This is a genomic window from Denitrobaculum tricleocarpae (genome assembly GCF_007004665.1).
In the GTDB taxonomy this organism is placed as follows: Bacteria; Pseudomonadota; Alphaproteobacteria; order Kiloniellales; family Kiloniellaceae; genus Denitrobaculum; species Denitrobaculum tricleocarpae.
Genome location: NZ_ML660059.1, coordinates 198778 through 224069, shown reverse-complemented (window position 1 = coordinate 224069; position 25292 = coordinate 198778). Strand labels below are relative to the sequence as shown.

Here is a 25292-nt window from a genome sequence, read left to right as displayed (position 1 = left end):
TTGTTTGTCCATCAAAGCCCGAAAAGACTTTGGAAATGAGGCAAAACTGTCTACACCAAGGTTTTTGCGGCTACATGAGATTCTTCGGAATTTGTGACCGAGTCGGATGTAATGCAGGTTAATGCATGTTTTTAGCCTTTCGTGAGGTCTTTTGTTAAGGTTAAGGGGCGAATCGGCCATTATATTTTCGTTAAGTCACCAGATTTACAGTAAGTTTCGCTCACCGCGCCTTTACCAGCGAAGAGGTTGGGTGTAAAACCCACTGTAGAAACTTGAGGGGGTCCAGATGCTTCTTAGTCCGTTGGGTGCGAAAAAGGCTTTTACTGCCTTGATGGTGGGAGTGGGTATGCTCCTTGTCGGCTGTTCCAGCGACAAGGCGGATTTGCCGGCTGCAAAGTTGGGCGCTGATTCCGTTGCGCCCATGTACCAAATTGGTGCTGGCGATAACTTGAACATTTTTGTCTGGCGCAATGCTGAGCTGACCATTTCAGTTCCTGTGCGGCCGGACGGCCGGATTTCGGTTCCTCTGATGGAGGATCTGGATGCGGCAAACAAGACGCCGAGCGAACTTGCGCGCGAGATTGAGGAAAAGTTGGCGGTCTTTGTACAAGACCCGATCGTCACCATTATCGTGACAGGTTTCGTCGGTCCCTTCACCCAGCAGGTCCGGGTTTTAGGCGAAGCAGCACGCCCGCAGGCGATTCCCTATCGGGCCAATATGACTGCGCTCGACGTTATGATCTCGGTTGGCGGGCTGACACAGTTCGCGGATGGTAATGACGCGACGATCGTGCGGCTTGTCGACGATGAGCAAAAAGAGTTCCGGGTTCGCCTGGATGACTTGATTAAGGACGGCGATATTACGGCGAATGTGGCAATTCTGCCGGGTGACGTCCTGATCGTGCCGGAAAGTGTATTTTAGGCAGCCACAGGCTGAACAGTCTTGCGAGGGGTGCCGGTTGGCGCCCCTCACGTGTTTTTAGGCGTGCGTTAGAGCAGATAGGTAAGGGTATGGCAGACCACTCGAATCCTATGTTTTCCTTGGTTTACAGGGTTTTTTCCACGGCATCACATAAAGCTGATCGAAAAAACCTCTCGATTTTCTATACACCAAAGGGCTAAAACACGTATACGAACGTTATGATTGGCGTATGCGGACTTGCTCTGGATGCAGGTCTTGGAAGGATAAAGTCCGGCGCATCGGTCTCGTGAGATTATTATTGCGCATGTAAACGGAGTGTTGTCATCGTCGTGCCACAATTGGGACGTAACTGACCTGGAAAGCAGGATGGCATTTAAGTCAGTAAGTTTCTTGTTCGGCGTCTTAGTCTTTGGGCGTACCGGACTCGGAACCGGCAAAAGTCACCTTCCTGTCAGGAATTGTTAATATTAAATCTTTAAACAAATCGGATCGAAAACGCGTCTATTGCTAAGCTTCAGATTGCAAATTGATCCCGTGTTGTATGAGATTGGGACGGACTTGAAGGGCGGTCGAACGTCGAGATGAACGACATCTACGCACAGTTTATTTTCTATTGTAATGCGGTTTGGCAGCGTCGCTGGTATGCCCTGTCCACCGCATGGGTCGTCTGTATTGCCGGTTGGTTCTACGTTGCCACGATCCCTGACGTCTTTGTGTCCTCGGGCAGGTTGTACGTTGATACCGCCAGCATGCTGCGGCCGTTGCTGCAGGGGCTGGCAGTCGACACCAATATTCGATCCGAAATCCAGATTATGCAGCAGACGCTTCTCAGCCGTCCGAACCTGCAGAAGGTCGCGCGGATGACCGATCTGGATATCACGGCAACGACCCCCGATCAGATGGAGCGCCTGCTCACGCGTTTGAATGACAAGACCAGTGTTCAAAGCAATGGCGGGAATCTCTTTAAAGTCAGCTTTGAGGATGGCGACCCGGTCCGGGCACGCAATGTGGTGGATGCGCTTCTGACAATCTTCGTCGAGGGCAACCTGGGGCAAAGCCGGAACGACATGGATGAGGCGCAGCGCTTCATCAACGATCAGATCAAAGACTACGAGCGCCAGCTTGAGCAGGCTGAGCAGCGTCTCGCCAACTTCAAGCAGCAGAATTTCGACATTCTGCCGGGGGCTGCAGGATATCATGGCCGCGTTGAGCGTGCCGAGGGCGCCTTGATCGCAGCTGAGAACGCCCTCAACAACGCAGTGACGCAGGAAGCGGTTATCAAGAGAGAGCTCTCTTCTGTGCCGGAGTTGATCGGCGGCGTCACTAATATCGGTATTGGTTCAGGGCCGCCCTCTGACACCACCCTGCGTATCATTGAGATTGAAGCGCAGGTACAGGAGCTCCTGACCCGCTACACCGAGAAACATCCTGACGTCGTGATCGCCCAACGCAGGTTAAAGGCCCTGGAGGCCAAGAACGAGCGTGAGCTGGAAGCGGCTCTGCAGAATGAATTGAGCGCCGGTGAAGAGCCTACGGCGGAAACGGGCGTTCCAAATCCGCTTTATGCGCAGCTGCAGCTGCGGCTCATCGAGCAGCAGTCGATTATTCAGATCAATCAGCGCCGGGTCGATCAGATCCAGGGGCAGATTGCAGAGCTGGAGCGGCTGCGCTCTAATGTTCCGGCCGTCGAGGCGGAACTTAAGAAGCTCAACCGTGACTACGGCATCATTAAAGAAAACTATGATGAGTTGCTGAAGCGTCGGGAATCAGCACGAATCTCGCAAGAACGGGAAGTCAGCGCTGAACCGGTGCAGTTCCGTGTTGTCGATCCGCCGGAAATTCCTGCTCTGCCTGATGGTCCGAATCGCGGGCTCTTTCTGACCATGGTTCTCTTTGTGGGACTCGGCGCGGGCGTCGGGGTCGCCTGGGTGATGATCTTTATCCAGGATACCTTCCATGACGCCACAAATCTGGGCTCTGCCTTCGCGATGCCGGTACTGGGTACGGTCACGGCGGTTCAGGACCTCACGAGGCGAGGTTGGGGCCTATCCAAACTTGCCGGAACGGCGGTGGTTCTGATTGCCATGGTCGGTGCCTATGGGTCTTTGATGCGCATTGAGCAGCAAGTTGGATTGAGCAATCTGGATATCGTGCAGCAGGGCGCAGGGATTCCTGCAGCGGTCAGCGACACGATTTCCAACAAGATTGTGCCGTTAATTTTCGGCGGCAGTTAAGGTTTTGAGATGAAGGGTTACTGAGTTATGGACCGTCCAGACGGCAGTACGTCTAAAGCCAAGGCGCGTGGCGGCGATTCGCTAGTTGAGAAGGCCGCCGCGAAGCTAGGTTCGTCGGCTCTGCATCAGAATTTCCCACCTGTCGAAACCGTTCTTTCGTCAGTTGAGACACAGCAAGAGCAGCCAGCGCCGGCGGCTTCCGCGCAAGCGATGCCCGCGCAACAGGCGGCGCCTGCACAGCCAATGCCCGTTCAACCGGTGCCAGTTCAGCCCGCTCCTGGCCACGCGGCCCAGCCCGCAGCTGCTCAATCCGGTTCTGCTCAATCCGGTTCTGCGCGCGGTAGCCGGGAAGTCCGGATCGATTTTGACCGTCTGCGGCACGAGGGTATTCTCACACCTGACCGCGGCCGTTCGCTGACGACCGAAGAGTTCCGTATCATAAAGAACTCGGTCCTGCGCAACCGTTGGCAGGAAAACAGCAACCTGCACAACCTGATCATGGTGACCTCCGCCGTGCCGGGCGAAGGCAAGACCTTTACCGCGATCAATCTCGCGATGAGCATCTCGACAGAGAAAGATCTGACGGTGCTTCTGATTGACGGTGATCTGTCGCGTCCGAGTATCGTGAAGCGTTTGGGAGTCACCGCCAACAAGGGTCTTTTGGACCTGTTGGAGGATCCGTCGCTTGATGTCGGCGATGTTATTCTGAAGACAAATGTCGAGTCGCTCTCGATCATACCGGCGGGTAAGCCGAACCACATGTCGACCGAATTGCTCGCCAGCACCCGGATGAAGCGTCTGGTTGAGGAGATTTCCAAACGCTATCCGGACAGAATCATCGTGTTTGATGCCCCGCCTGTGCTGGCGACCACCGAGTCCTCGATCCTGGCGCGGCACGCCGATCAGATCGTTTTCGTGGTTGAAGCAGAGGGAACGCGCAGGTCCGCCGTTAAATCGGCGCTGGACCTGATCAGCACCTGTCCAAATATCGGCCTGATCCTTAACAAGGCACGCCCACAGTTCGGTGCGACCCAGTTCGGGTCATACTATGGCGGCTACTATGGTTATGGCGATACGACCGACAACGCATAAGCTTCACACACAAGCCGCGGCGTCAGGGGTTAAGCTAAGGGCCACGACGCAGCAAAAGGGTCCGACCTAAGGTTATGTACACAGATTTTTACAATCTGACAGGGCTACCGTTTCAGCTCACCCCGGACCACCGGTTTTTCTACACGAGTCAGCCGCACAAAAAGGCTGTCGCCTATGTCACCTACGGTCTGAGCAAGGGTGAAGGCTTCATCGTGATCACCGGTGAAGTCGGCGCGGGTAAAACCACGCTGATGGATTATTTTTTATCTTCTCTGCAAGGTCAGCGCTTAATCACGGCGCGTGTGGTGACGACCCAGATTGAAGCAGACAACCTGCTGCGCCTGGTTGCCGCCTCTTTCGGCCTGTCGCAGGAGGGTGCGGACAAAGCGACGATCCTGAAACGGATTGAAGCCTTTTTGCTGGAGTGCCATCGGGACGGCAGCCGCCCGCTCCTGATCATCGACGAAGTACAAAGCCTCAAGCATTCCTCGCTTGAAGAGCTTCGCATGCTCTCAAATTTCCAGAGCGAACACAGATCATTGCTGCAGATTTACTTGGTCGGGCAGCCGGAATTTCGGCGGACCCTGGCGAGCGCCAGCCTCGAGCAGCTCCGCCAGCGCGTCATTGCGACCTATCACCTGCAGCCTTTGGATCTCGATGAAGTCCGTTCCTACATCGAGCACCGTCTGATCCAGGTCGGCTGGCAGAACGACCCGCGCATCGATGACTCTGCGTACCCGATCATCTATTCCGAAACTGCAGGCGTTCCGCGCCGGATCAATCTTCTTTGCGACCGTTTGCTCCTTGCCAGCTATCTTGAAGACCGGCATGAAATCTCCGCGGCTGACGTTGAGGACGTGGTTCTCGATATGCGCAAAGAAGGCGCGGCGTTGCCACCCATGACGATTGCCCGCGAAGAAACCGGCATCGTGCAGTCACCGGCGGAGCCTCCGGTGGGAACAAACGGATTGCCGGAGAGTGGATCGGGCGCGAATTCGGATTTGGACAGGCTGTTCAGGCGGGTCTCGGCGTTGGAAGGCAGCCGCAGTAAGAATTAATCCTGACAATTGGCATCGATGCCATCTGTCGTTTTTTGCAACCGAAAGGCGCAGTCGGTTGCGCACAGGAGTGCGGTGCTTGTCGGCGAGAGGTGCTGGTGAGGTAGAACGCTCTCCAATTAGGCAGGGTAGCAAGCGAGCGTTCTTGACAAACAGGGTTAAGAACATGACCTCGACCCTAGTGTGATGTTTCTGAAGTTCGCCGCATAGTGTGTGGCGATTTTCAGAAACTGAAGCACATTAGATTCAATGAGTTAGTGTCCCGTTGAATCTGAAATTCAATGAAGTGAATTTCAGATTCGGGATACTAGAGGTGATCTTGGTTGGATGGAATCGCTCATGGCGTCCACTGTCCTGGTAAATCGCCTCTGAGTGTTTGAGTGAGAGCGGATCCACATGTTTCGGCGAAACCACGAAGTGGCTCGCTAAGATATGATCCGGTCCACGGTGTTGAAGGCCAGACTGAATCGGGGTTTCGCTGATCCGGTGCAGATCTGTCCGAAGGTACGAGAGTTGAATTGGCAAGGCGCGCCACGGAGGCGGTGAATGCAGCAGTATAGAAATATGCCCGATACAGCGGTCAATGGACCGGTTGCGTCTGACGCAAAGTCCGGATCGGGTGGCGGCGCACCCTCCCGGCACGGCATCGTCAACGCCATGTCGGTGGACGTCGAGGATTATTTTCAGGTCTCTGCTTTTGCGGATCAGATTACGCGGAGCGATTGGGACGATCACAGCTGCCGGGTCGAACGGAATAGCGACGCGATCATGCAGATGTTTGCAGACCATAACGTGCGCGCGACCTTCTTCACTCTGGGCTGGGTAGCGGAGCGCTATCCCCAACTGATCCGCCGGATGGTCGAGGCGGGACACGAGCTGGCCAGCCACGGCTACGAACACACCCGCGTGCATCATCAGACCGAAGGTGAGTTCCGGGCAGACGTACGTAAGACGAAGGCTATTCTGGAGGATGTCGGCGGCTGCGCCGTTACAGGTTACCGGGCGGCCAGTTTCTCGATCGATGAGAGAACGCCCTGGGCCTTCGATGTCCTGGCCGGTGAGGGCCACGCCTACAGCTCAAGCGTTTATCCTATCAACCATGACCTCTACGGCATGCCTGCAGCACCCCGCTTTGCCTTTACGCCCTCGAAAAATCACGATTTGCTCGAAATTCCGGTTACCACCTGGACTCTCGGTAAAAAGAAGTTTCCTTGCGGCGGTGGCGGGTACTTCCGCTTGTTGCCCTACAGCTATTCGCGTTGGGCGATGCGGCGGGTTAACCGTAAGGACGGTGAGCCCTGCATGTTCTACTTCCACCCCTGGGAGATCGATCCCGAGCAGCCGAGGGTTCCCGGCGCTTCGGCGAAGTCGAACTTCCGCCACTACACGAACCTGGGCCGCATGGAATCGCGTTTGCGGACAGTCCTGAAGGATTTCTCCTGGGATCGGGTCGATCAGGTCTTTCTTGACCGGCACAGACGGGCGGCGTGAGGTTTACGTGGTAGGGGGGATCGCAATCAAGCGTCTCGATGACTCGGCGCGCGGCAAGTGGGACAGCTTTGTATCGGCTTGTGAATCGGCGACTTTTTTTCACCGGGCCGGTTGGAAGACCGTAATTGAAGAGAGTTTCGGGCACGATTGCTATTTCCTCTATGCAGAGCGCGATGACGAGATTTGCGGCGTTCTGCCTCTGGTGCACCTGCATAGCCGCCTCTTCGGTAATGCTCTGATTTCCAATGCCTTTTGTGTGTATGGAGGCGCAGCTACTTCCGATGTCGAAGCACAAGCTGCCCTCTATGCGGAGGCCGAGAAACTGGCGGCTTCACTGGGGGTTGACTATCTCGAGTTGAGACTGAGAACCCCGGTTCACGAGGATTGGGCCCGCAAAGACGATCTCTATGTGACCTTCCGCAAAACCATGGACCCGGATCCGGAGAAGAATCTCGCCGCCATCCCGCGAAAACAGCGCGCGATGGTGCGCAAGGGTTTGAAATCCGGCCTTGCAGGCGAACTCGATGAGGATACGTCGCGCCTTCACAATGTCTATGCCGAGAGTGTCAGAAACCTGGGAACACCGGTCTTTTCGCGTAAATACTTTCAGACCCTGAAAGATGTGTTCGGCGAGGATTGCGAAGTCCTGACCATCACCCATGAAGGGCGTCCGGTTGCGGGCGTCATGAGCTTTTACTTCCGCGACGAGGTCGTGCCCTATTATGGCGGCGGTACCTCGACTGACCGAAAGCTCGCGATCAATGACTTTATGTATTGGGATTTGATGCGCCGTGCGTGCGAGGCGGGTTACCGGGTTTTCGACTTCGGCCGCAGCAAGCGCGGGACAGGAGCCTTTAATTTCAAGAAGCACTGGGGTTTCGAACCCGAGCCCTTGGTGCACGAGTATAAGCTGCTGGGCATAAACGACTTGCCTGAGATCAATCCCAATAATCCCAAGTACAGTCTGTTCATTTCGGCCTGGCGCAAATTGCCGCTGCCGGTGGCCAATCTGGTTGGGCCCTTAATCTCGAGAAGCCTGGGATGAGCGTGCAACCTGAACTTCTGTTCCTGTCGCACAGGATCCCCTATCCACCGGACAAAGGCGACAAGATCCGTTCCTGGAACATTCTCAAGGGGCTCGCGGAGCAGTACCGGGTGCATCTGGGGTGTTTCATCGATGACGAGGAAGATCTGAAGTACGCCGATCATTTGCGCGGTGTCTGCGATCGCTGTCATTTTGCCCGGCTGAATCCCCTGACCGCGAAGCTCTGGTCGTCGACCGCCCTGTTGAATGGGGATCCCTTGACGCTGAGTTATTACAAGAACGCGGGATTGCAGCGCTGGGTCGATGACTTGGCCAGAGAGCGCGATCTCGAGTCCGTGTTCGTCTTTTCGGGTGCGGTCGCTCAGTACATCCCGGCATCTTTGAACGAAAAAGTCCGCCGCATCGTGGATTTCGTTGATGTCGACTCCGACAAATGGCGCCAATACGCTGACAGCAAGCCCTGGCCCGCCAGTTGGATTTACGACCGCGAAGGCCGGAAGCTTCTGGAGTTTGAGCGCAAGATTGCGGCGCAGAGTGACGCCGGTCTTTTCGTGTCCCCTGCCGAAGCGGCGTTTTTCCGCAAACTGGCCCCCGAGAGTAGCGATAAGATTTCACACATCAACAATGGGGTCGATTTCGAGTTTTTTGATCCCGCGCAAGCTTTCGAGAGTCCCTTCAGCGCGGATGAACGCCCGCTGGTGTTCACCGGCGCGATGGATTATTGGCCCAATGCGGATGCCGTAATCTGGTTTGCGGAGGAGATTCTGCCCCGTCTTCGCGAAAAGCGCGAAGACGTCCGTTTCTATGTCGTCGGTTCGAAACCGGGGAACGAAGTCAAAGCCCTGGCCCGTCGGGACGCCGTCACCGTAACCGGACGGGTTGAGGACGTCAGGCCCTATATAGCGCATGCCGCCGCGGTGGTTGCACCGCTGCGCATCAGCCGGGGCGTGCAGAATAAGGTTCTTGAGGGTATGGCGATGGCCAGGCCCGTGGTTGCCACGTCGCAAGCCCTCGAGGGTATCGATGCGAGTTATGGTGAAGAAGTCCTTAAAGCAGATGATCCCAATGAATTTATTGGAAAAATTATCGCGCTTTTAGACTCGGACAAGGAATCGCTGCTAGGAAAGAAGGCGCGCGCACGCGTGATGCGCGATTATGCCTGGAGTGCGAACATTGATCGTTTAACCGTGATGCTGAAAGGCACCGCGCAAAACATGCCGGTTTGACGAAGACGGGAAGATGTTGGAAAGCAAACTCGATATAGAGGCCGTCCAGGCCGCTGCCCCGGACCCTGAGGCGGAAGCTGCCTTGCGCCGTCAGTGGCAATGGAGCCTGGGCGCGATCTTCGTCTCGTGGGTCGGTTTGATCCTGCTGTTTTTCGAAACCGGACAGTCCATGGTGGAAACCTGGCTGTCCTCGACTCTCTTCGGCCATTGCTTCCTGATTCCACCTGTTTCGGCTTATCTGGTCTGGATCCGGCGTAAACGGCTCTCCGGTTTAGCGCCCAGAGTTGCAAAGCTTGGCTTTCCGATTCTGGCGGTTCTTGCTTTTGGCGGCCTTGTTGGCGCCGTGTCTGGGACCCAGGCAGTGCAGCAGCTCGCCTTCGTGAGCATGCTGGTCGGTTCGGTGATTACGATTCTGGGGTGGCGGATCGCCTGGCGGATTGCCTTTCCCCTCTTCTTTTTGTTTTTCACCATTCCCTTCGGCGAATTCGCGATTGCTCCTCTCCAGGACGTGACGGCGGTCTTTGTTGTCTACATGCTTCAATTGGTGGGGATCCCTGTCTATCTGGACGGGCTCTTCATCCATATTCCCTCGGGCAGCTTCGAAGTTGCGGAAGCCTGTGCGGGCGTGCGGTTCCTGATCAGCACGATTGCTCTGGGTTTCATCGGCGCCAATCAGATGTATCGCAGCACCAAGCGCCGTCTGGCCTTCATTGCGCTGTCTTTCACCATTCCGATCATTGCCAATGGATTCCGTGCTTTCGGGATCGTGATGCTCGCACATTTGAGCGATTTTACCGTTGCCGTTGGCGCAGATCATCTGACCTACGGCTTCATTTTCCTGAGTTTCGTGACCATACTGCTGCTCGCGATCGGTTTTTCGTTCCGTGAGGCATTGCCGTCCAATCGGCGCCGGGCGGCGGCCCAGGGGATTCTCGAAACAACGGATGGCCGCGTTGCCATGCCGGTTCTTGCCTCGGTCGCAATCCTGGCGATTGCGGTCAGTGGCGAAGCCGGTCAGCGCCTGACCGAATATCAAATCGCGGAAGACACCATGATCCCGCTGCGGCCGATTGCGGTTTCGGCCCCCTGGGAACAAGTCGATGTGGCCACACCGAACTGGAACCCCAGTTTTGTTGGCGCGGATGTAGAATTGTACAGCAGCTATCGCCGTGACGAGCAGCAGGTCGACGTCTACCTGGCCTTCTATGCGTCTCAGCGGCAGGACGCCGAGGTCGTGAACTCGAACAACCGTTTCGAGGATGGCGTGTTTTGGGACCGGGCCGGCAGCGGCACCTACCAGGCAACGATTGATGGCGAAGCGCGCAAAGTAAGATACGTCCGGATGCTCACCCATCGCAGAGGTCGCGTTGTATGGTATTGGTATTGGGTCGATGGCCGCTTTACCTCGAACCCCTATGTCGCAAAGCTGCTGCAGGTCAAGGCACGCCTGCTCGGTGGCGTGCGCTCCGCGGCGGCCATTGCAGTTGCAACGGATTATACAGACGCGCCTGTCGATGCGCATGACTTGCTGCGTGAATTCACCTCGCAGATGGAATCGGTCAGCGCCCTGTTGCAACAGACAGACGCGGACTTGATGCAAGCTGAAAAAGCGATAATAAACAGCACCTCGACCAGCCGGCAAAGTGCGGGAAACTTGAAAGACGAACGTAATCTGGATGGAGATCAGTAAGTGTGTGGGATCGTCGGGCTCTTCGAAACGCGGGGCCAAAACACCATAGATCGTGATCTGCTCGCCAAGATGAACGATTCGATCGTTCATCGCGGCCCGGATGAGGATGGCCTCTACACGGCACCGGGCGTCGGTTTCGGACACCGTCGGCTGGCCATTATCGATTTGGCAGAGGGGCAACAGCCGCTGTTCAATGAAGACCGGTCTGTGGTCGTCATCTACAACGGCGAGATCTATAACTTCAGAGAGCTGACCGAGGAGCTGAAAGCGGCCGGCTATCGCTTCAAGACACACTCCGACACCGAAGTGATCGTTCATGCCTGGGCTGAGTGGGGCGAATCCTGCGTCGAGCGGTTCCGGGGCATGTTCGTCTTTGCGCTGTGGGACAGCAACAAAGAGACGCTCTTCCTCGCGCGCGACCGGCTCGGTATCAAGCCGCTCTATTACTCGTACCTTCCCAGCGGCACCCTGGTCTTCGGCTCGGAGCTGAAGTCTCTTCTTTTGCATCCGGAGCTGAGCCGCGAGCTCGATCCCTTCGCGGTGGAAGAGTATTTCGGTTACGGCTACGTTCCCGATCCCAAGTCCATTTACAAGAACGTCCACAAGCTGGCGCCGGGCCATATTCTCATTCAGCGGCGCGACGATCTGCCGGCGAACCCGCGTCAGTATTGGGACGTGCGCTTCGATGATGTCGAGAACCTCAGCGAAGACGACATTTGCGAGTCCCTGATCGAGGAACTGCGCGAGGCGGTCAAGATCCGGATGATCGCGGAAGTGCCCCTGGGCGCCTTCCTCTCCGGCGGAGTCGATTCAAGCGCGGTGGTTGCTTTGATGGCCGGCGTGTCGGACAAACCGGTCGACACCTGTTCGATCGGATTCGGACAACCCGACTATGATGAATCGAAATATGCCGACCAGGTCTCGAAACAGTTCGGGACCCGCCACCACGTGCGCCAGGTCGATCCGGATTCCTTCGATCTGGTTGACGATCTGATCGGTTTCTACGACGAGCCCTTTGCTGATAGTTCGGCCATGCCGACCTATCAGGTCTGCAAGTTGGCCCGTGAGAAGGTCACGGTTGCTCTGTCGGGTGACGGCGGGGACGAGCTTTTTGCCGGTTACCGGCGCTATCGCTGGCATCACTACGAGGAGCAGGTCCGCAGCCGTGTGCCTGCCGGCCTGCGGGCACCGCTTTTCTCGGCGCTTGGACGGTTTTATCCGAAGCTGGACTGGGCGCCCAAGCCGTTGCGGGCCAAGACCACATTCCAGGCCCTGGCGCGGGGAACGGTTGGTGGCTATTTCGACTCGGTCTCGATCCTGAACGATGATCTGCGCCACGGCCTCTATTCGAACTCTATGCGCCGTGAGCTTCAGGGCTATCATGCCTCTGAGGTCGTCGGCCGTTTCATGCGCGAGGCGCCGACGGATCATTATCTCAGCCGTGTACAGTATGCGGACATGAAGACCTATCTGCCCGGTGATATCCTGACCAAGGTTGACCGGGCCAGTATGGCGAACTCCCTCGAGGTTCGGGTCCCGATCCTTGATCACAAGTTCATAGAGTGGTCCGCCCGGATTGCGCCGCAACAAAAACTCAAAGGGCGTGAAGGTAAACACATCTTCAAAAAAGCGCTGGAGCCGCATCTTTCCCACGACATCCTTTATCGTGACAAGATGGGCTTTGCCGTACCCGTGGCGCAGTGGTTCCGGGGACCATTGCGCGAGCGTGTGCGCGAGTCGCTTTCAAGTGAAACGCTCGGTGACACCGGTCTGTTCGATATGAATTTCATCGAGACTCTGGTAAACCAGCATCAGTCTGGCGCACGCGAACACAGCGCCGCGATTTGGTCGCTTGTGATGTTTGAGTCCTTCTTGCGGAAAGTACATGGCAGCGGACATGCGCCGGCTTCCATGCCACCATCGGAACCTGCACGTATCCGTGCCTAAAATTTGATCATTTGAGCGCAAGCGCGCAACAGGAGAACACTCGCGTTATTGCTGGAGTTGTAGAAGTTCACTTCTTGACACTGGTCGTGAGCCTGCGGATCTTGCAATGTAGTTAAAGCGTTAAGTACTTTGTGTAACAATTTTTGCGAATTATTCGTCTGCCGTCACTCGGCTCCGGTCGGTGTGGATCGCAAACAAACTTGAACGTAGGAAAGCCGGCTCGACCGCGATGTGTCCCATAGCCAGGACACTGAGTTGCCGTCCAGGGAACAAAAGTATAAGTCTGCCTCATGCATTTTTCTCGTCCCCTTGTCATTCTTGCGGCTTTGGAATGCTCCACGCTGGTGTCATCCGTGGGCCTGGGCATTTATTTGCGCGTATCTGCAGACGGCAGACCTGACTTTTTGCAGACAGTCTCCGTATTCATTCCGGAGATGGTGATTTTCACGACAGTTGTGATGACGGCGATGTTCTCGCTCGGTCTTTACAACTGGCAATTCTCCTCCAAGTTCTCCGACATCTTCACGCGGTTGTTCGTGAGCTTTGTGCTCAGTACTTTCGCGCTTTCGGTTATCTTTTACACCCTTCCTGATCTCAAGATTTGGCGCTCTGCGCTTGCGGTTGCGATGTTTTCCGCCTTTCCGGCATTGATTATCGTGCGGCTGGTGTTTCTGCAGATCGTCGATATCAGTCAGCTCAAGCATAAGATCGTCATCATCGGTGTCGGAGAGCGCGCGGCTCAGCTGGAAGAGCGCGAGCATGACGGACGCTCTTGCCGCTTTATCTGTGCGGGCTTTGTTCAGATCCCCGGTGAGCAGGTCAAAGTCACGCCGGAACGGATACTGCCTGACGGTACCGAACTGTCCGAGTTCGTGGAAAACAATGATGTTGACGAGATCGTTGTCGCCGTGCAGGACCGGCGCGGGCATCTGCCGCTGCCGTCTCTCGTCAATTGCCGCCTGAACGGTACCGCCATCACCGACTACATGAGCTTCCGCGAGCGTGAGAGTCTTCATATCGATCTCAAGGCCTTGAATCCCAGCTGGTTTCTGTTTTCGGAGGGCTTTCCCGGTGGCCGGCTGCAGCAGACCCTCAAGCGTGGCCTGGATATCGCCGTCAGTCTTGCGCTCCTGATCTTTTTGATGCCGATCATCATCGCAACCGCTATCGCGGTGCGCCTGGACAGTCCCGGCCCCATCTTTTACCGGCAGGAGCGCATGGGGTTCAGGGGAAAGCCCTTTGTTCTGAACAAATTCCGCAGCATGCGGGTGGATGCCGAGCGCGACGGTCCACAGTGGGCTGCAGCGAACGATACCAGGGTGACCGCCGTCGGAGCTTTTGTGCGTAAGACGCGGATCGACGAGATCCCTCAGATCATCAATGTTCTGAAAGGGGATATGAGTTTCGTCGGCCCGCGGCCTGAGCGGCCCTTCTTCGTCGAGCAGCTCGCCGAGGTCATTCCGTATTACGCGGAGCGGCATCGGGTGAAACCCGGCGTGACCGGCTGGGCGCAGTTGAACTATCCTTACGGCGCGTCGATTGACGATGCCCGCCATAAACTTCAGTACGATCTTTACTATATCAAATATTACAGCCTCCTACTCGATCTGAGCATCATCGCCCAGACGGTACGAGTGGTTCTCTGGCCGCAAGGCGTTCGTTGAGGGTTTTCGGCCTATAAGGCGCCTGCAAAATCGCAACCTAATCCGATTGAACAACAATCTCCGCCCCACGCGGTCATGAAAGACGGTGAGTTGAACACTATGGCAGATATCGAGCGTGATCGACCGATCATCGTCATGGGGACGAACCGTTGGGGCGACGACTGGCAAACCCGCCAGCAGCTCACCTCCAGGCTTGGAGAGCGCGGCTGGCCGGTTGCCTATGCGACGGGTCCTCTCTTCGTCTGGGATCGCTTCACAGACGAGTGGCGGGAGTCCGGCTGGCGCGCGTCTTTCAAGCGCCTCTACAACGTCGACGTCCACATGCCGGGCCGCTGGCAGCTGCGCTGGCCGAAGCTGCCGCTCTGGGATCGTTTGGTTATGAGGAGCTATCTGGGTGGCCTCAAAAAACGTGTCGGCTGGTCGAGCGCCCGGCGGCCGCTGGTCTATGTCTTTCATCCGATCTTCTGGCCCTATGTGGAAGCCCTTGGGGATTGCTCGGTCGTTTATCACGCGGATGACACTTTCTCTTCCATGCCGGGCTGGACGGATGAGCAGGCACGCATGCAGGAAAAGCTGGTTGCCCGCGCGGATCTGATCATCGCGAGCTCGCCCGGGATGGCCGAGGCCTTGCCGAAAGACGGACCCACGCGCGCGAAGCAGCTGCCCAATGGTGCCGACACTCAGGCCTTTATCGACGCGCGGGGCTGCGAGTGCCCGGAAGATCTTGCCGCGGTTCCCCATCCGCGCATCGGCTATGTCGGCAAAATCAATGAAAAGGTCAACATGGCGTTGGTGCTGTCGATCGCGCAGCAGCGTCCGGAATGGCAATGGGTCTTTATCGGCCTGGTCCATGAGGAACACCTCACCCCCGAAACCGGTGAGATCTACCGCGCCTGCAAGGCGCTTCCCAATGTCCACTTCCTGGGTTTCAAGCCGTATCACGGGCTGCCCGCCTACAACACGCACATGGACGTCAACGTGATGTGCTATCGCTCCGAGAAAGGCGGCTGGTGGACCGACCTCTATCCCCTGAAGCTGCACGAGTATCTCGCCACCGGTCAGCCGGTCGTCGGCGCTGATATCCGTGTGATCAAGCTTTTCAGCGAGGTGGTCGCTGTCGCTGGTAACGAAGCCGAGTGGTTGTCGGCGCTCGAGGATGCCATTGAAAACGGCGGCGTCAGCACACCGGCCGAGCGCCAGCGCGTTGCATCGGAAAATTCCTGGGACGGACGGGTCGACGAACTGGAGCGTTGGCTCAATGAGCTCGGCTAACCCACAGCTAAATCTGACCTCGGATCCGCTTGTTGCAGCCCCTGCCGGTGAGGCTTGAATATGCCGGCACAACCGCACCTGCTGCACGTCTTCCCAACCTTCGCCCACGGTGGTGTCCCGATTCGCATCAGCACGATCATCAATCACTTTGGTGACCGTTATCGGCATACCGTGCTGTCCTTGGACGGCCCGACCGACTGCCGTTCACGCCTGAAGCCGGGTATTCCCGCGAAGGTCGAAGCCTACGACGGGCCCTCGACGGGCTTACCGGGGCGGTTGCGCGCAATCCGGCGCTACATCAAGTCCCAGGCACCCGATCTTCTTCTGACCTTCAACTGGGGCGCCACGGAATGGGCGCTAGCGAATACCCTCTCGCCAATCTGCCGTCATGTGCACCTTGAGAGCGGTTTCGGTGTCGAGGAGGCGGAGCGTCAGATACCGCGGCGGGTTTACTTTCGTCGTCTTGCGCTGGCACGAGCTTCACAGATCGTGGTCCCGTCCTTCACACTTGTCCGCATTGCAAGCGACATTTGGAAGTTACCTCGGCGCAAGATCACACACATTCCGAACGGCGTGGATTGCGTCACCTTTTCCCGGGCTCCGGTTGAGGGCATTCCTCCCGGATTCGAGAAGCGTCCCGGAGAGTTGATCCTCGGCACCGTTGCGCCTCTGCGGGCAGAGAAAAATATCGCACGGCTTCTGCAGGTTTTTGCACAGCTTCCGGAATCTCATGCCACACGGTTGCTGCTGATCGGTGATGGCGATCAAAGGCCGCATCTCGAAGCGCTGGCGGCGGAACTGGGGGTCGCGGACCGCGTTGTTTTTGCCGGTCACTGCGAGGAGATCGATAAGCTGCTGGGTTGGATTGATATCTTCGTCATGACATCCGATACCGAACAGATGCCGAATTCCATTCTCCAGGCGATGGCGTCCGGTCGTGCCATCGCTTCATTCGATGTCGGCGACGTGAAGGCCATGCTCCCAGACGCGAACAAGGACTTCGTGACGCCTAAGGAGAGCGACGTCGCCCTTCGTCGTTCGCTGGAAACGCTCCTTGGCGACACCGCCGTGCGTGAGCAGAGCGGTGCGGCCAACCGTGCCCAGGCGGAAGAGGTCTACGCCGCGGAGCGGATGTTTGCCGCCTATGAAAAGGTATTTGATGCATGACGGCTCATAATGACTGCCTCAAGACTCTGGGGATCGCAGAATGAAGATCCTGACCTTTTCGACTCTCTTTCCGAACAAGGCGCAGCCACACCACGGCGTTTTCGTGGAGAATCGCTTGCGCCACCTGATGGAAAACAACGAGGTTACGGCGCGCGTTGTTGCGCCTGTCCCCTGGTTTCCTTCGACTTCGTCCCTGTTTGGTGATTACGCGACCTTCGCAAAGGTGCCCAGGAGCGACAATCGGTCGGGTCTTGACGTGATCTACCCGCGCTATCCGCTGATCCCGAAGGTCGGGATGAACCTGACGCCGTCCCTGATGTATCGGGCGGTGAAGCCGGTGGTCGCAGGTATTCTGCGTGACGGCTTCGATTTCGATCTCATCGATGCCCATTACTTTTATCCCGACGGTGTGGCTGCTGCCTATCTGGCGCGGGCGCTCCGGAAACCGCTGACGATTACGGCCCGCGGCACCGATTTGAACCTGATCCCGAACTATCCGACCCCGCGCCGTCTGATCATTGAAGCAGCGGAGCAGGCCGACGGACTGATCACTGTCTGCCAGGCGCTCAAGGACGAACTGGTGAAGATGGGAATTGCGGATCAGAGGGTCGAGGTTTTGCGCAATGGCGTGGATCTGGAGCTCTTTCAACCCAGGGACCGGGATGCCGCGAAACAGAAGTTCGGCGTGAGCGGGAAGGTTCTCTTGTCGGTCGGTCATCTGATTGAGCGCAAAGGCCACCATCTGATTATCGAGGCGATGCCTCAAATCCCCGATGCGACGCTGTTGATTGCGGGGACGGGCCCGGATAACGCGGAACTGTGGGCCTTGGCGGGCTCGCTCGGACTAACCGATCGCGTTCGGTTCCTGGGGGCTATTCCACATCAGGAAATGTCTGAACTCTACAGCGCCGCTGATGTACTGGTTTTGGCGTCGAGCCGGGAGGGCTGGGCGAACGTCCTTCTGGAAACCATGGCCAGCGGCACGCCCGCGGCGGCAACGAATGTCTGGGGTGCACCGGAGGTCATCACCGACCCAGCCGCCGGCGCGTTGATCCCGGAGCGGACGCCTGACGCCATTGCCCGGATGGTTCTCAGGGTCCTGAAAGACCCGCCGTCGCGCGAAGCGACCCGTGCGCATGCGGAGCTCTTCAGCTGGCAGGCAACGTCACAAGGGCAGTACGATCTTTTCCAGTCGATACTCGGGCGGCGTTGAAGATGAAAATACTTTACCACCACAGAACCGGCTCGACCGATGGGCAGGCGGTTCACATTGAAGAACTGATGACCGCACTGAAGGCGCTTGGCCACGAAATCATCAAAGTGGCGCCGGGTGGTAGCGAGAAGCAGGATTTCGGCGAGGAAAATGCGCTTGTCGCTGCTCTGAAACGGCATTTGCCGCAAGCCGTCTACGAATTGATGGAGTTTTCCTACTCCCTGGTCGCCTACCGCCGCCTCAAGAGGGCCTATCTGGAACATCGCCCGGATGTGCTGTACGAGCGCAGTAATCTGTTCCTGCTGTCCGGGGTTTGGCTAAAGCGCCACTACAAGCTGCCGATGTTGCTCGAGGTCAACGCGCCTCTTTTCGAAGAACGCAGCAAGTTTGGGCAGGTCGCTCTCAAACGCCTGGCCCGCTGGACCGAGGAGACGGCCTGGCGCGAAGCAGATTACGCTCTGCCGGTGACCGATGTTCTGGCGGACCACCTGCGCCGCGCGGGGGTGCCCGAAGAGCGGATCAAGGTGATCCCGAACGGCATCAATCAAGATCGCTTTCTCAAGGATATCGACACCGCGGCTGTGCGCCAGCGCCTGAATCTGAATGAGCAGCTGGTGCTGGGATTTACAGGCTTTGTGCGGGAATGGCATGGTTTGAACCATGTCGTGGATCTTCTCGCCGAAGACAGGAGCGGCACCCGGCTCCATCTCCTGGTGGTGGGTGATGGCCCGGCGAGGGAAAGCCTCGAGGCCCAGGCCCGGTCACTGGGCGTGTCTGACAGGGTGACCTTTACCGGCGTCATTGGCCGTGATGAGGTTGCAGATTACATCGCCGCCTTTGACGTGGCGCTCCAGCCGGCTGTCACCAATTATGCCTCGCCTTTGAAGCTCTTCGAGTATATGGCGCTGGGCCGTGCGATTGTCGCGCCTGATATGCGGAATATAAAAGAGATCCTCTCGGATGGTGTCGATGCTCTGCTTTTCGACCCTGAAAAGGAGACCGGCTTCAGGGACGCTATCGAGCGCGTGTGTAACGACCATGGATTGCGGCAGCGTATCGGCGAAGCGGCGCGCGCTGCTATTACCGATAAGGCGTTGACCTGGGAGAACAATGCGCGGCGGATCGAAGCTTTAGTGCATACACTCAACACTCAAAAGTAAAAAACCATACAACTGGGTAACACAACTTGTAATTAAGTTGTTTAATTCGACTTTAACTAAGTTACAGGTTCAATGCGATCTCAATATTTACAGAAGAGTTTTATTGATTTTCTAAAATGTCGAATAAACTACTCGAATGCCTGAAGTTGCCGTGAGGCCATTTACGATAATTTAAGATGTAAAGCCTAGGGTCTGTCTTTGTATTCAGGTTCCGCTAAGGAGTTCCCAATGGCCGTTGTTCAATCGCAGACAGTCGGGATACCGAACCAATTGTCTGTGACAGGTCTGCCCGCGGCACCTACAGAAAATGCTCGACTTGCAGAGCTTTTCAAACATTGGTTCGAGACCAAACCCGCGCTTACTCAGGAAGAGATCGAGCAGGCGCATCGTTTGCGTTACCAGGTCTATTGCATTGAGAATCCTTTCGAGGATGCAAAAGACAATCCTAATGAAATGGAGATGGACGAGTATGACCCGCACTCCGTCCATAGCCTGCTGATTCATCGTCCGACCAATACGACGATGGGCGCGGTGCGTTTAATCCTGCCCTCTCCGACCGCGGCTTACCATTTGCCGATCCAGGATGTGTGGGAAACGAACCATGTGCCTTATCCTGAGGCCACGACGGCGGAAATCTCGCGCTATGCTATTTCCCGTGAGTTCCGGCGCCGTGCGGGTGAAGAACGCTATGCTGACGTCAGTTGGGCCGATAGCCAGCAAAAGGCTGCCGAACAGAGGAAGCTCGAGCGCCGCGTTTTGCCCCATATCACGCTCGGTCTCATGAAGAGTGTTCTGCGGATGTGTATCGAGCATGAGATCACTCATGTTTGCGCTGTGATGGAGCCTGCGCTCATTCGTTTGCTCAGCCGCTTCGGCCTTCATTTCGAGCCGATCGGTCCCGTCGTGGATTATCATGGCCGGCGTCAGCCCTGTTATGCTTCTCTGGAGACGCTCCTGCGAACCTCGCGTGAAGCCAGCCGCGAGTTTTGGGAGGTTGGTACCGACGACGGGCAGCTTCTGCCGGGCAACGTTACCGGCGATCACTAAGACCAGACTTCACATTTCAACCTACAGCATTGGGGCGGGCGCGGTGGAATCTGCGTCCGCCCCAATGCGGTTTGCGCAGTCTCTCCGCCTTCAGCTTTCCAAGTGACAAGCCACGGGACCAACGGGTCTCCGGGAGCGATCACTCGTGCTCGTGAGCCCGTCTTAAAAGCTGAACTGAACGCCGAAGAGGAAGCGGTCGTTGTCGTTGAACTGGCCGAAGACGCCGTCTGACGTTCCGAAGAAGATATCGGCACCGGCCCAGAGCTTGACGTTGTCGTCTACCTGATAGGTGATCTTCGGGCGGATGAGGCCGTCACCGCTGTTGACGGATTGCAGCCAGATCACCTCCGCCACCAGATCTTCGTCCAGGAAGCTGCGGCGGACCAGAAGGCTGGTGGTGGCTTCGAACTGATCGCGGACCAGGCCGTTGATGTCGTTGGTCAGGTAATCGCCAAAAATCTGGGCACTGACGAAGGTGTCATCGAGGCCGTTCCAGTCCAGACCGATCACCGAGGAGACGTTATCGCTCTCCTCAACGCCGTCGCTGTCGGTGGGATCATCGGTCAGGAAAAAGCGGTCGAAGGAATAGCCGAGCTCACCGCGCAGGACGAAATCACCGAAGGAGTTGCTGAAGGTTCCACCAAGAAGGTGGGTGCGTTCGTACACCGGATTGATGGTAACCGTCGTGCCCTGGACCCGGCGGCGCAATACCGGATTGTCATCGTAATGAAAGAGGTAGTTGAGGCTGAAATCCCATCCGTCGACCATACCGAGCAGCCGCGCCCCCGCATCGGAGTCGGCAATGATGTCGTCGGGGCGGTCCGGTTCCCGCTGGATGACCGTGAAACCCGGAATGGCTTCGGGCACGAAACGCGGTGCCGTCAAGGCATAGAGCGCGTCCGCTTCCGGCAGATCGTTGTAGGTCTGATCCGGGATCCAGAGGAATTCGGCCATAAAGTCATCAACGGGAACTTCGGCCGCAAAAGTCCAGAGCGGAATACGCGAATCTTCGAAGTCGTCGAGAATAAACTCGCGGAAATCCTGAGGATTGACGACATCGAGAACCTTCAGGCCGTCGGCCTGACCCCAGACAGTCTGTTGTTTGCCGATTCTAAAATGGGCAAAGCTCGTGGGCGCATCGACGTAGAACTCCCGGAGCTCGAAATCAACGTCATCACTCGCCAGCCAGCGCCGCGAGATCGTTGCGGTGCTGTCTTGACTTGGGCTGCCTGGTTCAAGGCGATCACGGACATCCCATCTCGCCCGGCCGATCGCCGTCAGGCTGAGGCCGTCCGGGAGTTCGATTTCGAGCTCGGGCTGCAGAATGGTCTCGACTTTCTGACCGTTGCCGTCGTTCAGGTCGAGGGCCGATTCATGTGTGAGTGTTGCCGAGAAAAAGACTGCCTCGTCAAGTGTGTCGGAGAGATAACCTCCCAGTCCGTCATCTTCGGCTGTAACAGGCACGGATATGACCGAGACCGCGAGGAGCGCGGCGGTGCCCCAGCTCACGGAGCCGAGCAACGCGCTGCGGGACCGCCTGACGGAGCATCCGGGGATGCCCGAGGATGTTATATGCCGAAGATGCGTCATCATAATTACAGTTCCCTCAGAGTCCGCGTTTCAGGGCGCTGCGTGTGAAGAGGTCGTCACTGAGGTCGGCGAGGTAATCCACTTCACTCATGATGAAGGTCGTTTTATGGCCCGTTTTGTGGTTCTCGGCTTCCAGAAGATGCGCGGTCCAGATACCCTGGACCTGGCGGATATCGCGGGTATGGATGGTTTTCAGTTTCTTGCCCTGGAGATCCCAGATTTCGGATTTGAGCACCATCCAGATTTCGGCGTCCACGCAGCTGACGGTCCGGCTGTAGCCCAGCTGTTCGGCGATATCTTCGCTGGCCGGGATCCCTTCCATCACGTAGCAGGCGCGCCCATCGACCTCGCCCATGCCAAGGGTCGTACGGTTGTAGTCGCTGCGCGAGACCTTGGTGTCCTGGCGGATATCGTCATAGGTGAAGTCGGTGCCCATGAAGTAATCGCCACGGTCGGAACCGGAGATGCGGCGGACCCGGCGCAGCGCGGGAAGGTACAGCCACTGGGCGTCCTCTTCACTGTCCTCCAGATAATCGAAAGTCAGGAAGGCCGTGTCGCGCACGTTCCTGGGTTTTTCAAAGAAGATCGCGATGCGCTTTTCGGTCTCGAAGTATTTACGGAAGGACCGGGTTTTGCGGGTCCGTTTCTTTCCGCGTTTGTCTACCAGTTCCATGGTCATGCTGCGGGCGACGGAATCACCGTCGTCGCGCGCGTTGATCCGCGCCGCGATCTCGTCACCGCTGAGCAGGGCCTGTTCGTTGACAGCGTCCGTGTCCGGGGTTGTGGACCAGGCGGACGTCACCAACACGGGCCCCGCCAGACCGCCGGTCAGGACTGCGGCGGCGAGGAGGCCGGTGAGAGGGCGTCGAGTCAGCGTATTCATCTTAGAGCATTCCTTTTCTCAAGCTCGGTCCGGCTTCACGTCCGGGTTTCACGTCCTGGTTCAGGCACGATCGGGTGCATCGCTGATACCCAGGCGTTCCCAGCGCACGGAGATGTCGCGTGATGCCTTGGCAATCCTGAACTGTTCGGTCAGGAAACTCGGCGGCAGCAGCTTCACCAGCGCCGGCAAAACCGTCATGCTGGCGATGAAGCTGGCGGAAACAGCGACGGCGACCAGGCTGCCGAAGCGGATCAGGCCGGGCACCTGGCTCGAGACCAGCACCCCGAAGCCGAAGAACACGGTCAGAAAATTGAACAGAAGCGCGCGTCCGGTGGTTGGGAAGAGGTCCTCGATGGCCTCATCCAGGCTTTTTGCACGGTCGCCGGCAAGCAGGATCAGGCGGTCCAGGGCATGAACGGCGAAATCCACGCCGATGCCTATCGCGATGGCCGCTGACATGGAAGTTCCGATCGCCAGCCTGATACCCGTGGCCCCCATCAGCGCGTAAACCAGAAAAACCGAGATCGCGACCGGGAGCAGCGTCAGAGTGCCGGCGATGGCCGAACGGAAGGTCAGGGACGACATCACCCAAACGGCAATCAGGGAAATCAGCACGCTGACCAGATGGCCGCTGAGAAGCTGGTTCATCCAGTTGTAGTGGACCGTCGCATGACCCGAGAGCCGGGCCGTCATGTCGTCGCTGTTGAACTGGCTGTCGATATAGTCTTCCAGGGCCGCGATGACTTTGGCCTCGTTGCTGTACAGCCCGTTGTTCATGGTGACGCGCAGATTTGCGAGGCGATAATCGTAGTCGACTTCTTCCTGAAAGTCGGTGGGATCGCCGCTCATGGAGTACAGCAGGAAGTACTGGGCGACCTGATCGGCGGTCTCCGGGAGCTCATAGGCATCGGCGTCATTGTCGAAGAGCGCCTGGTTCATCTGCTTCAGGTAGTCGACGATCGAGACGGTGGAGCGGACCGACGGCAGGCCTTCGATGAAGCGTTGCAGGGCCTCGATACGGCGCAGGCGCTCCGGCTCGAAGAGTGCTTCGGCCTCTCGGGTTTCGATCACGACATCCAGGGTCGTCGTGCCGTTCATCAACTCATTGATCACCCGGTCGGCGATGGCAATGGGGGCGTCCGCCTGGAAGTTGTCGATGGGCGCTTCGTCGGCGCGCAGTTGGGAGAGGCCGATTACACCGGCGGCGATAACCAGCCCGCCCAGGGTCAGGACCGACTTCGGGTTCTCAGCGACTGCCCGCCCAATGCGCCGTCCCATGACTGCGCCGCGGCTCTCGCCCGTTTCTCCGGGTTTTTGAGCATCAGGCGTCTTGCTCGCACGCCGGGCCGCTCTCAGAGCCGGCGACATCCGGGGCTTCAGAAGAGTGAGGCCGGCGGGTACGGCGACCAGCGAGAGCAGCATCGCGGTCGCGATCCCCAGCGTCGCAAAGAGACCGAAGTCTTTCATGGGCGGCATCGAAGAGGAGAGATAGATGCCTGTGAAGCCCGCGATGGTCGTCAGGGACGTAATGGTAACCGGCCGCCACATGGCCATCATGGTGCGGATGGCCAGTTCCCGGGCCTGTGCCTTGGGGCGCAGGTTCAGTTCATCGTAATACTGGCCGAGAATGTGGATCGAGTCGGCAACCGCGATTCCGATCAGCACGACAGGCAGCGCGTTGGTTATGGTGTAGATGGGCTTCCCGGCGGCGGCCATGGCCCCCATGGCAACACCCAGGGTTCCGCCCACGACCAGAAGTGGCAGAACCACACCGCGCAGGTTCCGGTAACAAAGGAACAGAATGAAGACGATAATCACCGCTGCCAGGGGCGTGAGGCGTTGAGCATCGGTATCGACATATTTGCCGAGATAACCCATGACACCGCCCTGGCCGGCCACATGGATTTCTTCTCCATTCGTCACAGGCGCAGTGTCGACCAGTTCGCGCAGCAGGCGGTAAGCTTCCTGCGATTGTTCCTCGTCCAGAAGCTCCGCGGCGATCAGCGTTGCACGGCCGTCTTCGCCGATGAGATTGCCCCGGTAAAGCGGAAAGGCCGCGACGGCCTCGCGGATCGCGTCGGCCTCTTCCTGGGTTTCTGGAGGATCGGCGAAAAAGGGCTCGACCTGGAGGCCTTCGGGTACGCCAATGATGTTCTTTTCACTGGCCAGGCTGGTGATCCGATCCGCGTCAACACCGGGCAACTCAGCGATCCGATCGGACAGCCACTTGACCAGCTTGAGACTTTCAGGATTGAAGACACCCTCGGGACCCTCATTGACGATGGCTACGACCAGTGGGTCTTTCAGGCCGAAGGTATCTTTGACTTTGTCCCGATATACAACGGCTGGATGCTCGGCCGGCATGAAGGCATCGGCGCTGGTGTCTTTGGTCAGGCGCGGCAAAAAGCTTGCCGTGGCGATCGTTACGATTGCCACGATCACAAGAACGGTTTTTGGAAATGCCGTGACGGTCTCGAAGAACCGCCAAGTCCGTGACTTCCCCATCTCGATGATCATTTCGTCCGCTTAAAACAGACGGAAAGATCACCATAAAGAGGTTAGGAAAGCGTTGAATTTACGCTGATTTGTTT

18 protein-coding genes are annotated in these 25292 nt (G+C 57.4%); 15 read left to right on the top strand and 3 right to left on the bottom strand.

Features of this window, described 5'->3' with window-relative positions:
• Positions 1-301: 301 nt before the first annotated feature.
• From FKG95_RS21705 to FKG95_RS21635, 15 genes are all read left to right on the top strand, one after another.
• A complete protein-coding gene (locus FKG95_RS21705; protein ID WP_218940314.1) occupies positions 302-922 on the top strand; it encodes an XrtA/PEP-CTERM system exopolysaccharide export protein in 621 nt (206 codons plus the stop codon).
• A gap of 581 nt (positions 923-1503) precedes the next feature.
• Positions 1504-3156 (top strand): XrtA system polysaccharide chain length determinant, encoded by a 1653-nt coding sequence (locus tag FKG95_RS21700; RefSeq protein WP_142898513.1) that lies wholly within the window; start codon positions 1504-1506, stop codon positions 3154-3156.
• 243 nt (positions 3157-3399) lie between these two features.
• Entirely contained in the window at positions 3400-4248 is an 849-nt protein-coding gene (locus FKG95_RS21695) for an XrtA-associated tyrosine autokinase (RefSeq protein WP_142898512.1), read from the top strand.
• Between the two features lie 74 nt (positions 4249-4322).
• The gene (locus FKG95_RS21690; protein ID WP_142898511.1) at positions 4323-5306 is read left to right on the top strand and encodes an XrtA/PEP-CTERM system-associated ATPase; all 984 of its coding nucleotides are present in this window, start codon (positions 4323-4325) and stop codon (positions 5304-5306) included.
• A gap of 546 nt (positions 5307-5852) precedes the next feature.
• Positions 5853-6797 (top strand): XrtA system polysaccharide deacetylase, encoded by a 945-nt coding sequence (locus FKG95_RS21685; protein ID WP_246116854.1) that lies wholly within the window; start codon positions 5853-5855, stop codon positions 6795-6797.
• The gene (locus FKG95_RS21680) at positions 6772-7842 is read left to right on the top strand and encodes a FemAB family XrtA/PEP-CTERM system-associated protein (protein WP_246116853.1); all 1071 of its coding nucleotides are present in this window, start codon (positions 6772-6774) and stop codon (positions 7840-7842) included. Before FKG95_RS21685 ends, FKG95_RS21680 begins: the two co-directional genes overlap by 26 nt.
• Positions 7839-9068: a TIGR03087 family PEP-CTERM/XrtA system glycosyltransferase gene (locus tag FKG95_RS21675; protein WP_142898510.1), complete on the top strand. Its 1230-nt coding sequence runs from the start codon at positions 7839-7841 to the stop codon at positions 9066-9068. The genes FKG95_RS21680 and FKG95_RS21675 overlap by 4 nt, the downstream gene beginning before the upstream one ends.
• Before the next feature lie 13 nt (positions 9069-9081).
• On the top strand, positions 9082-10758 hold the full coding sequence (gene xrtA / locus FKG95_RS21670; RefSeq protein WP_142898509.1) for an exosortase A: 1677 nt from the start codon (positions 9082-9084) through the stop codon (positions 10756-10758).
• Positions 10759-12705, top strand: coding sequence for an XrtA/PEP-CTERM system amidotransferase (locus tag FKG95_RS21665; protein WP_142898508.1), 1947 nt, complete (start codon positions 10759-10761; stop codon positions 12703-12705).
• A gap of 290 nt (positions 12706-12995) precedes the next feature.
• Positions 12996-14369 (top strand): TIGR03013 family XrtA/PEP-CTERM system glycosyltransferase, encoded by a 1374-nt coding sequence (locus tag FKG95_RS21660; RefSeq protein ID WP_142898507.1) that lies wholly within the window; start codon positions 12996-12998, stop codon positions 14367-14369.
• Positions 14370-14468: 99 nt separating this feature from the next.
• Entirely contained in the window at positions 14469-15641 is a 1173-nt protein-coding gene (locus tag FKG95_RS21655; protein WP_179954214.1) for a glycosyltransferase, read from the top strand.
• Positions 15642-15701: 60 nt separating this feature from the next.
• Positions 15702-16808, top strand: coding sequence for a glycosyltransferase family 4 protein (locus tag FKG95_RS21650; RefSeq protein ID WP_142898505.1), 1107 nt, complete (start codon positions 15702-15704; stop codon positions 16806-16808).
• A 40-nt stretch (positions 16809-16848) separates the two neighbouring features.
• Positions 16849-18021 (top strand): glycosyltransferase family 4 protein, encoded by a 1173-nt coding sequence (locus FKG95_RS21645; protein WP_142898504.1) that lies wholly within the window; start codon positions 16849-16851, stop codon positions 18019-18021.
• A gap of 2 nt (positions 18022-18023) precedes the next feature.
• Positions 18024-19181, top strand: coding sequence for a glycosyltransferase family 4 protein (locus FKG95_RS21640; protein ID WP_142898503.1), 1158 nt, complete (start codon positions 18024-18026; stop codon positions 19179-19181).
• Between the two features lie 198 nt (positions 19182-19379).
• Complete coding sequence (locus FKG95_RS21635; protein ID WP_142898502.1) at positions 19380-20228, top strand: PEP-CTERM/exosortase system-associated acyltransferase; 849 nt, start codon at positions 19380-19382, stop codon at positions 20226-20228.
• 162 nt (positions 20229-20390) lie between these two features.
• Here the strand turns inward: FKG95_RS21635 and FKG95_RS21630 are convergent, their stop codons facing one another.
• Genes FKG95_RS21630 through FKG95_RS21620 form a run of 3 tightly spaced genes read right to left on the bottom strand, consistent with a single transcriptional unit; the run spans position 20391 to position 25218 of the window.
• On the bottom strand, positions 20391-21821 hold the full coding sequence (locus FKG95_RS21630) for a DUF1302 family protein (RefSeq protein WP_142898501.1): 1431 nt from the start codon (positions 21819-21821) through the stop codon (positions 20391-20393).
• Positions 21822-21834: 13 nt separating this feature from the next.
• Positions 21835-22701: an outer membrane lipoprotein-sorting protein gene (locus FKG95_RS21625; protein ID WP_142898500.1), complete on the bottom strand. Its 867-nt coding sequence runs from the start codon at positions 22699-22701 to the stop codon at positions 21835-21837.
• Between the two features lie 60 nt (positions 22702-22761).
• Positions 22762-25218, bottom strand: a complete 2457-nt coding sequence (locus tag FKG95_RS21620; protein WP_142898499.1) for an efflux RND transporter permease subunit — start codon at positions 25216-25218, stop codon at positions 22762-22764.
• Between the last annotated feature and the right edge of the window lie 74 nt (positions 25219-25292).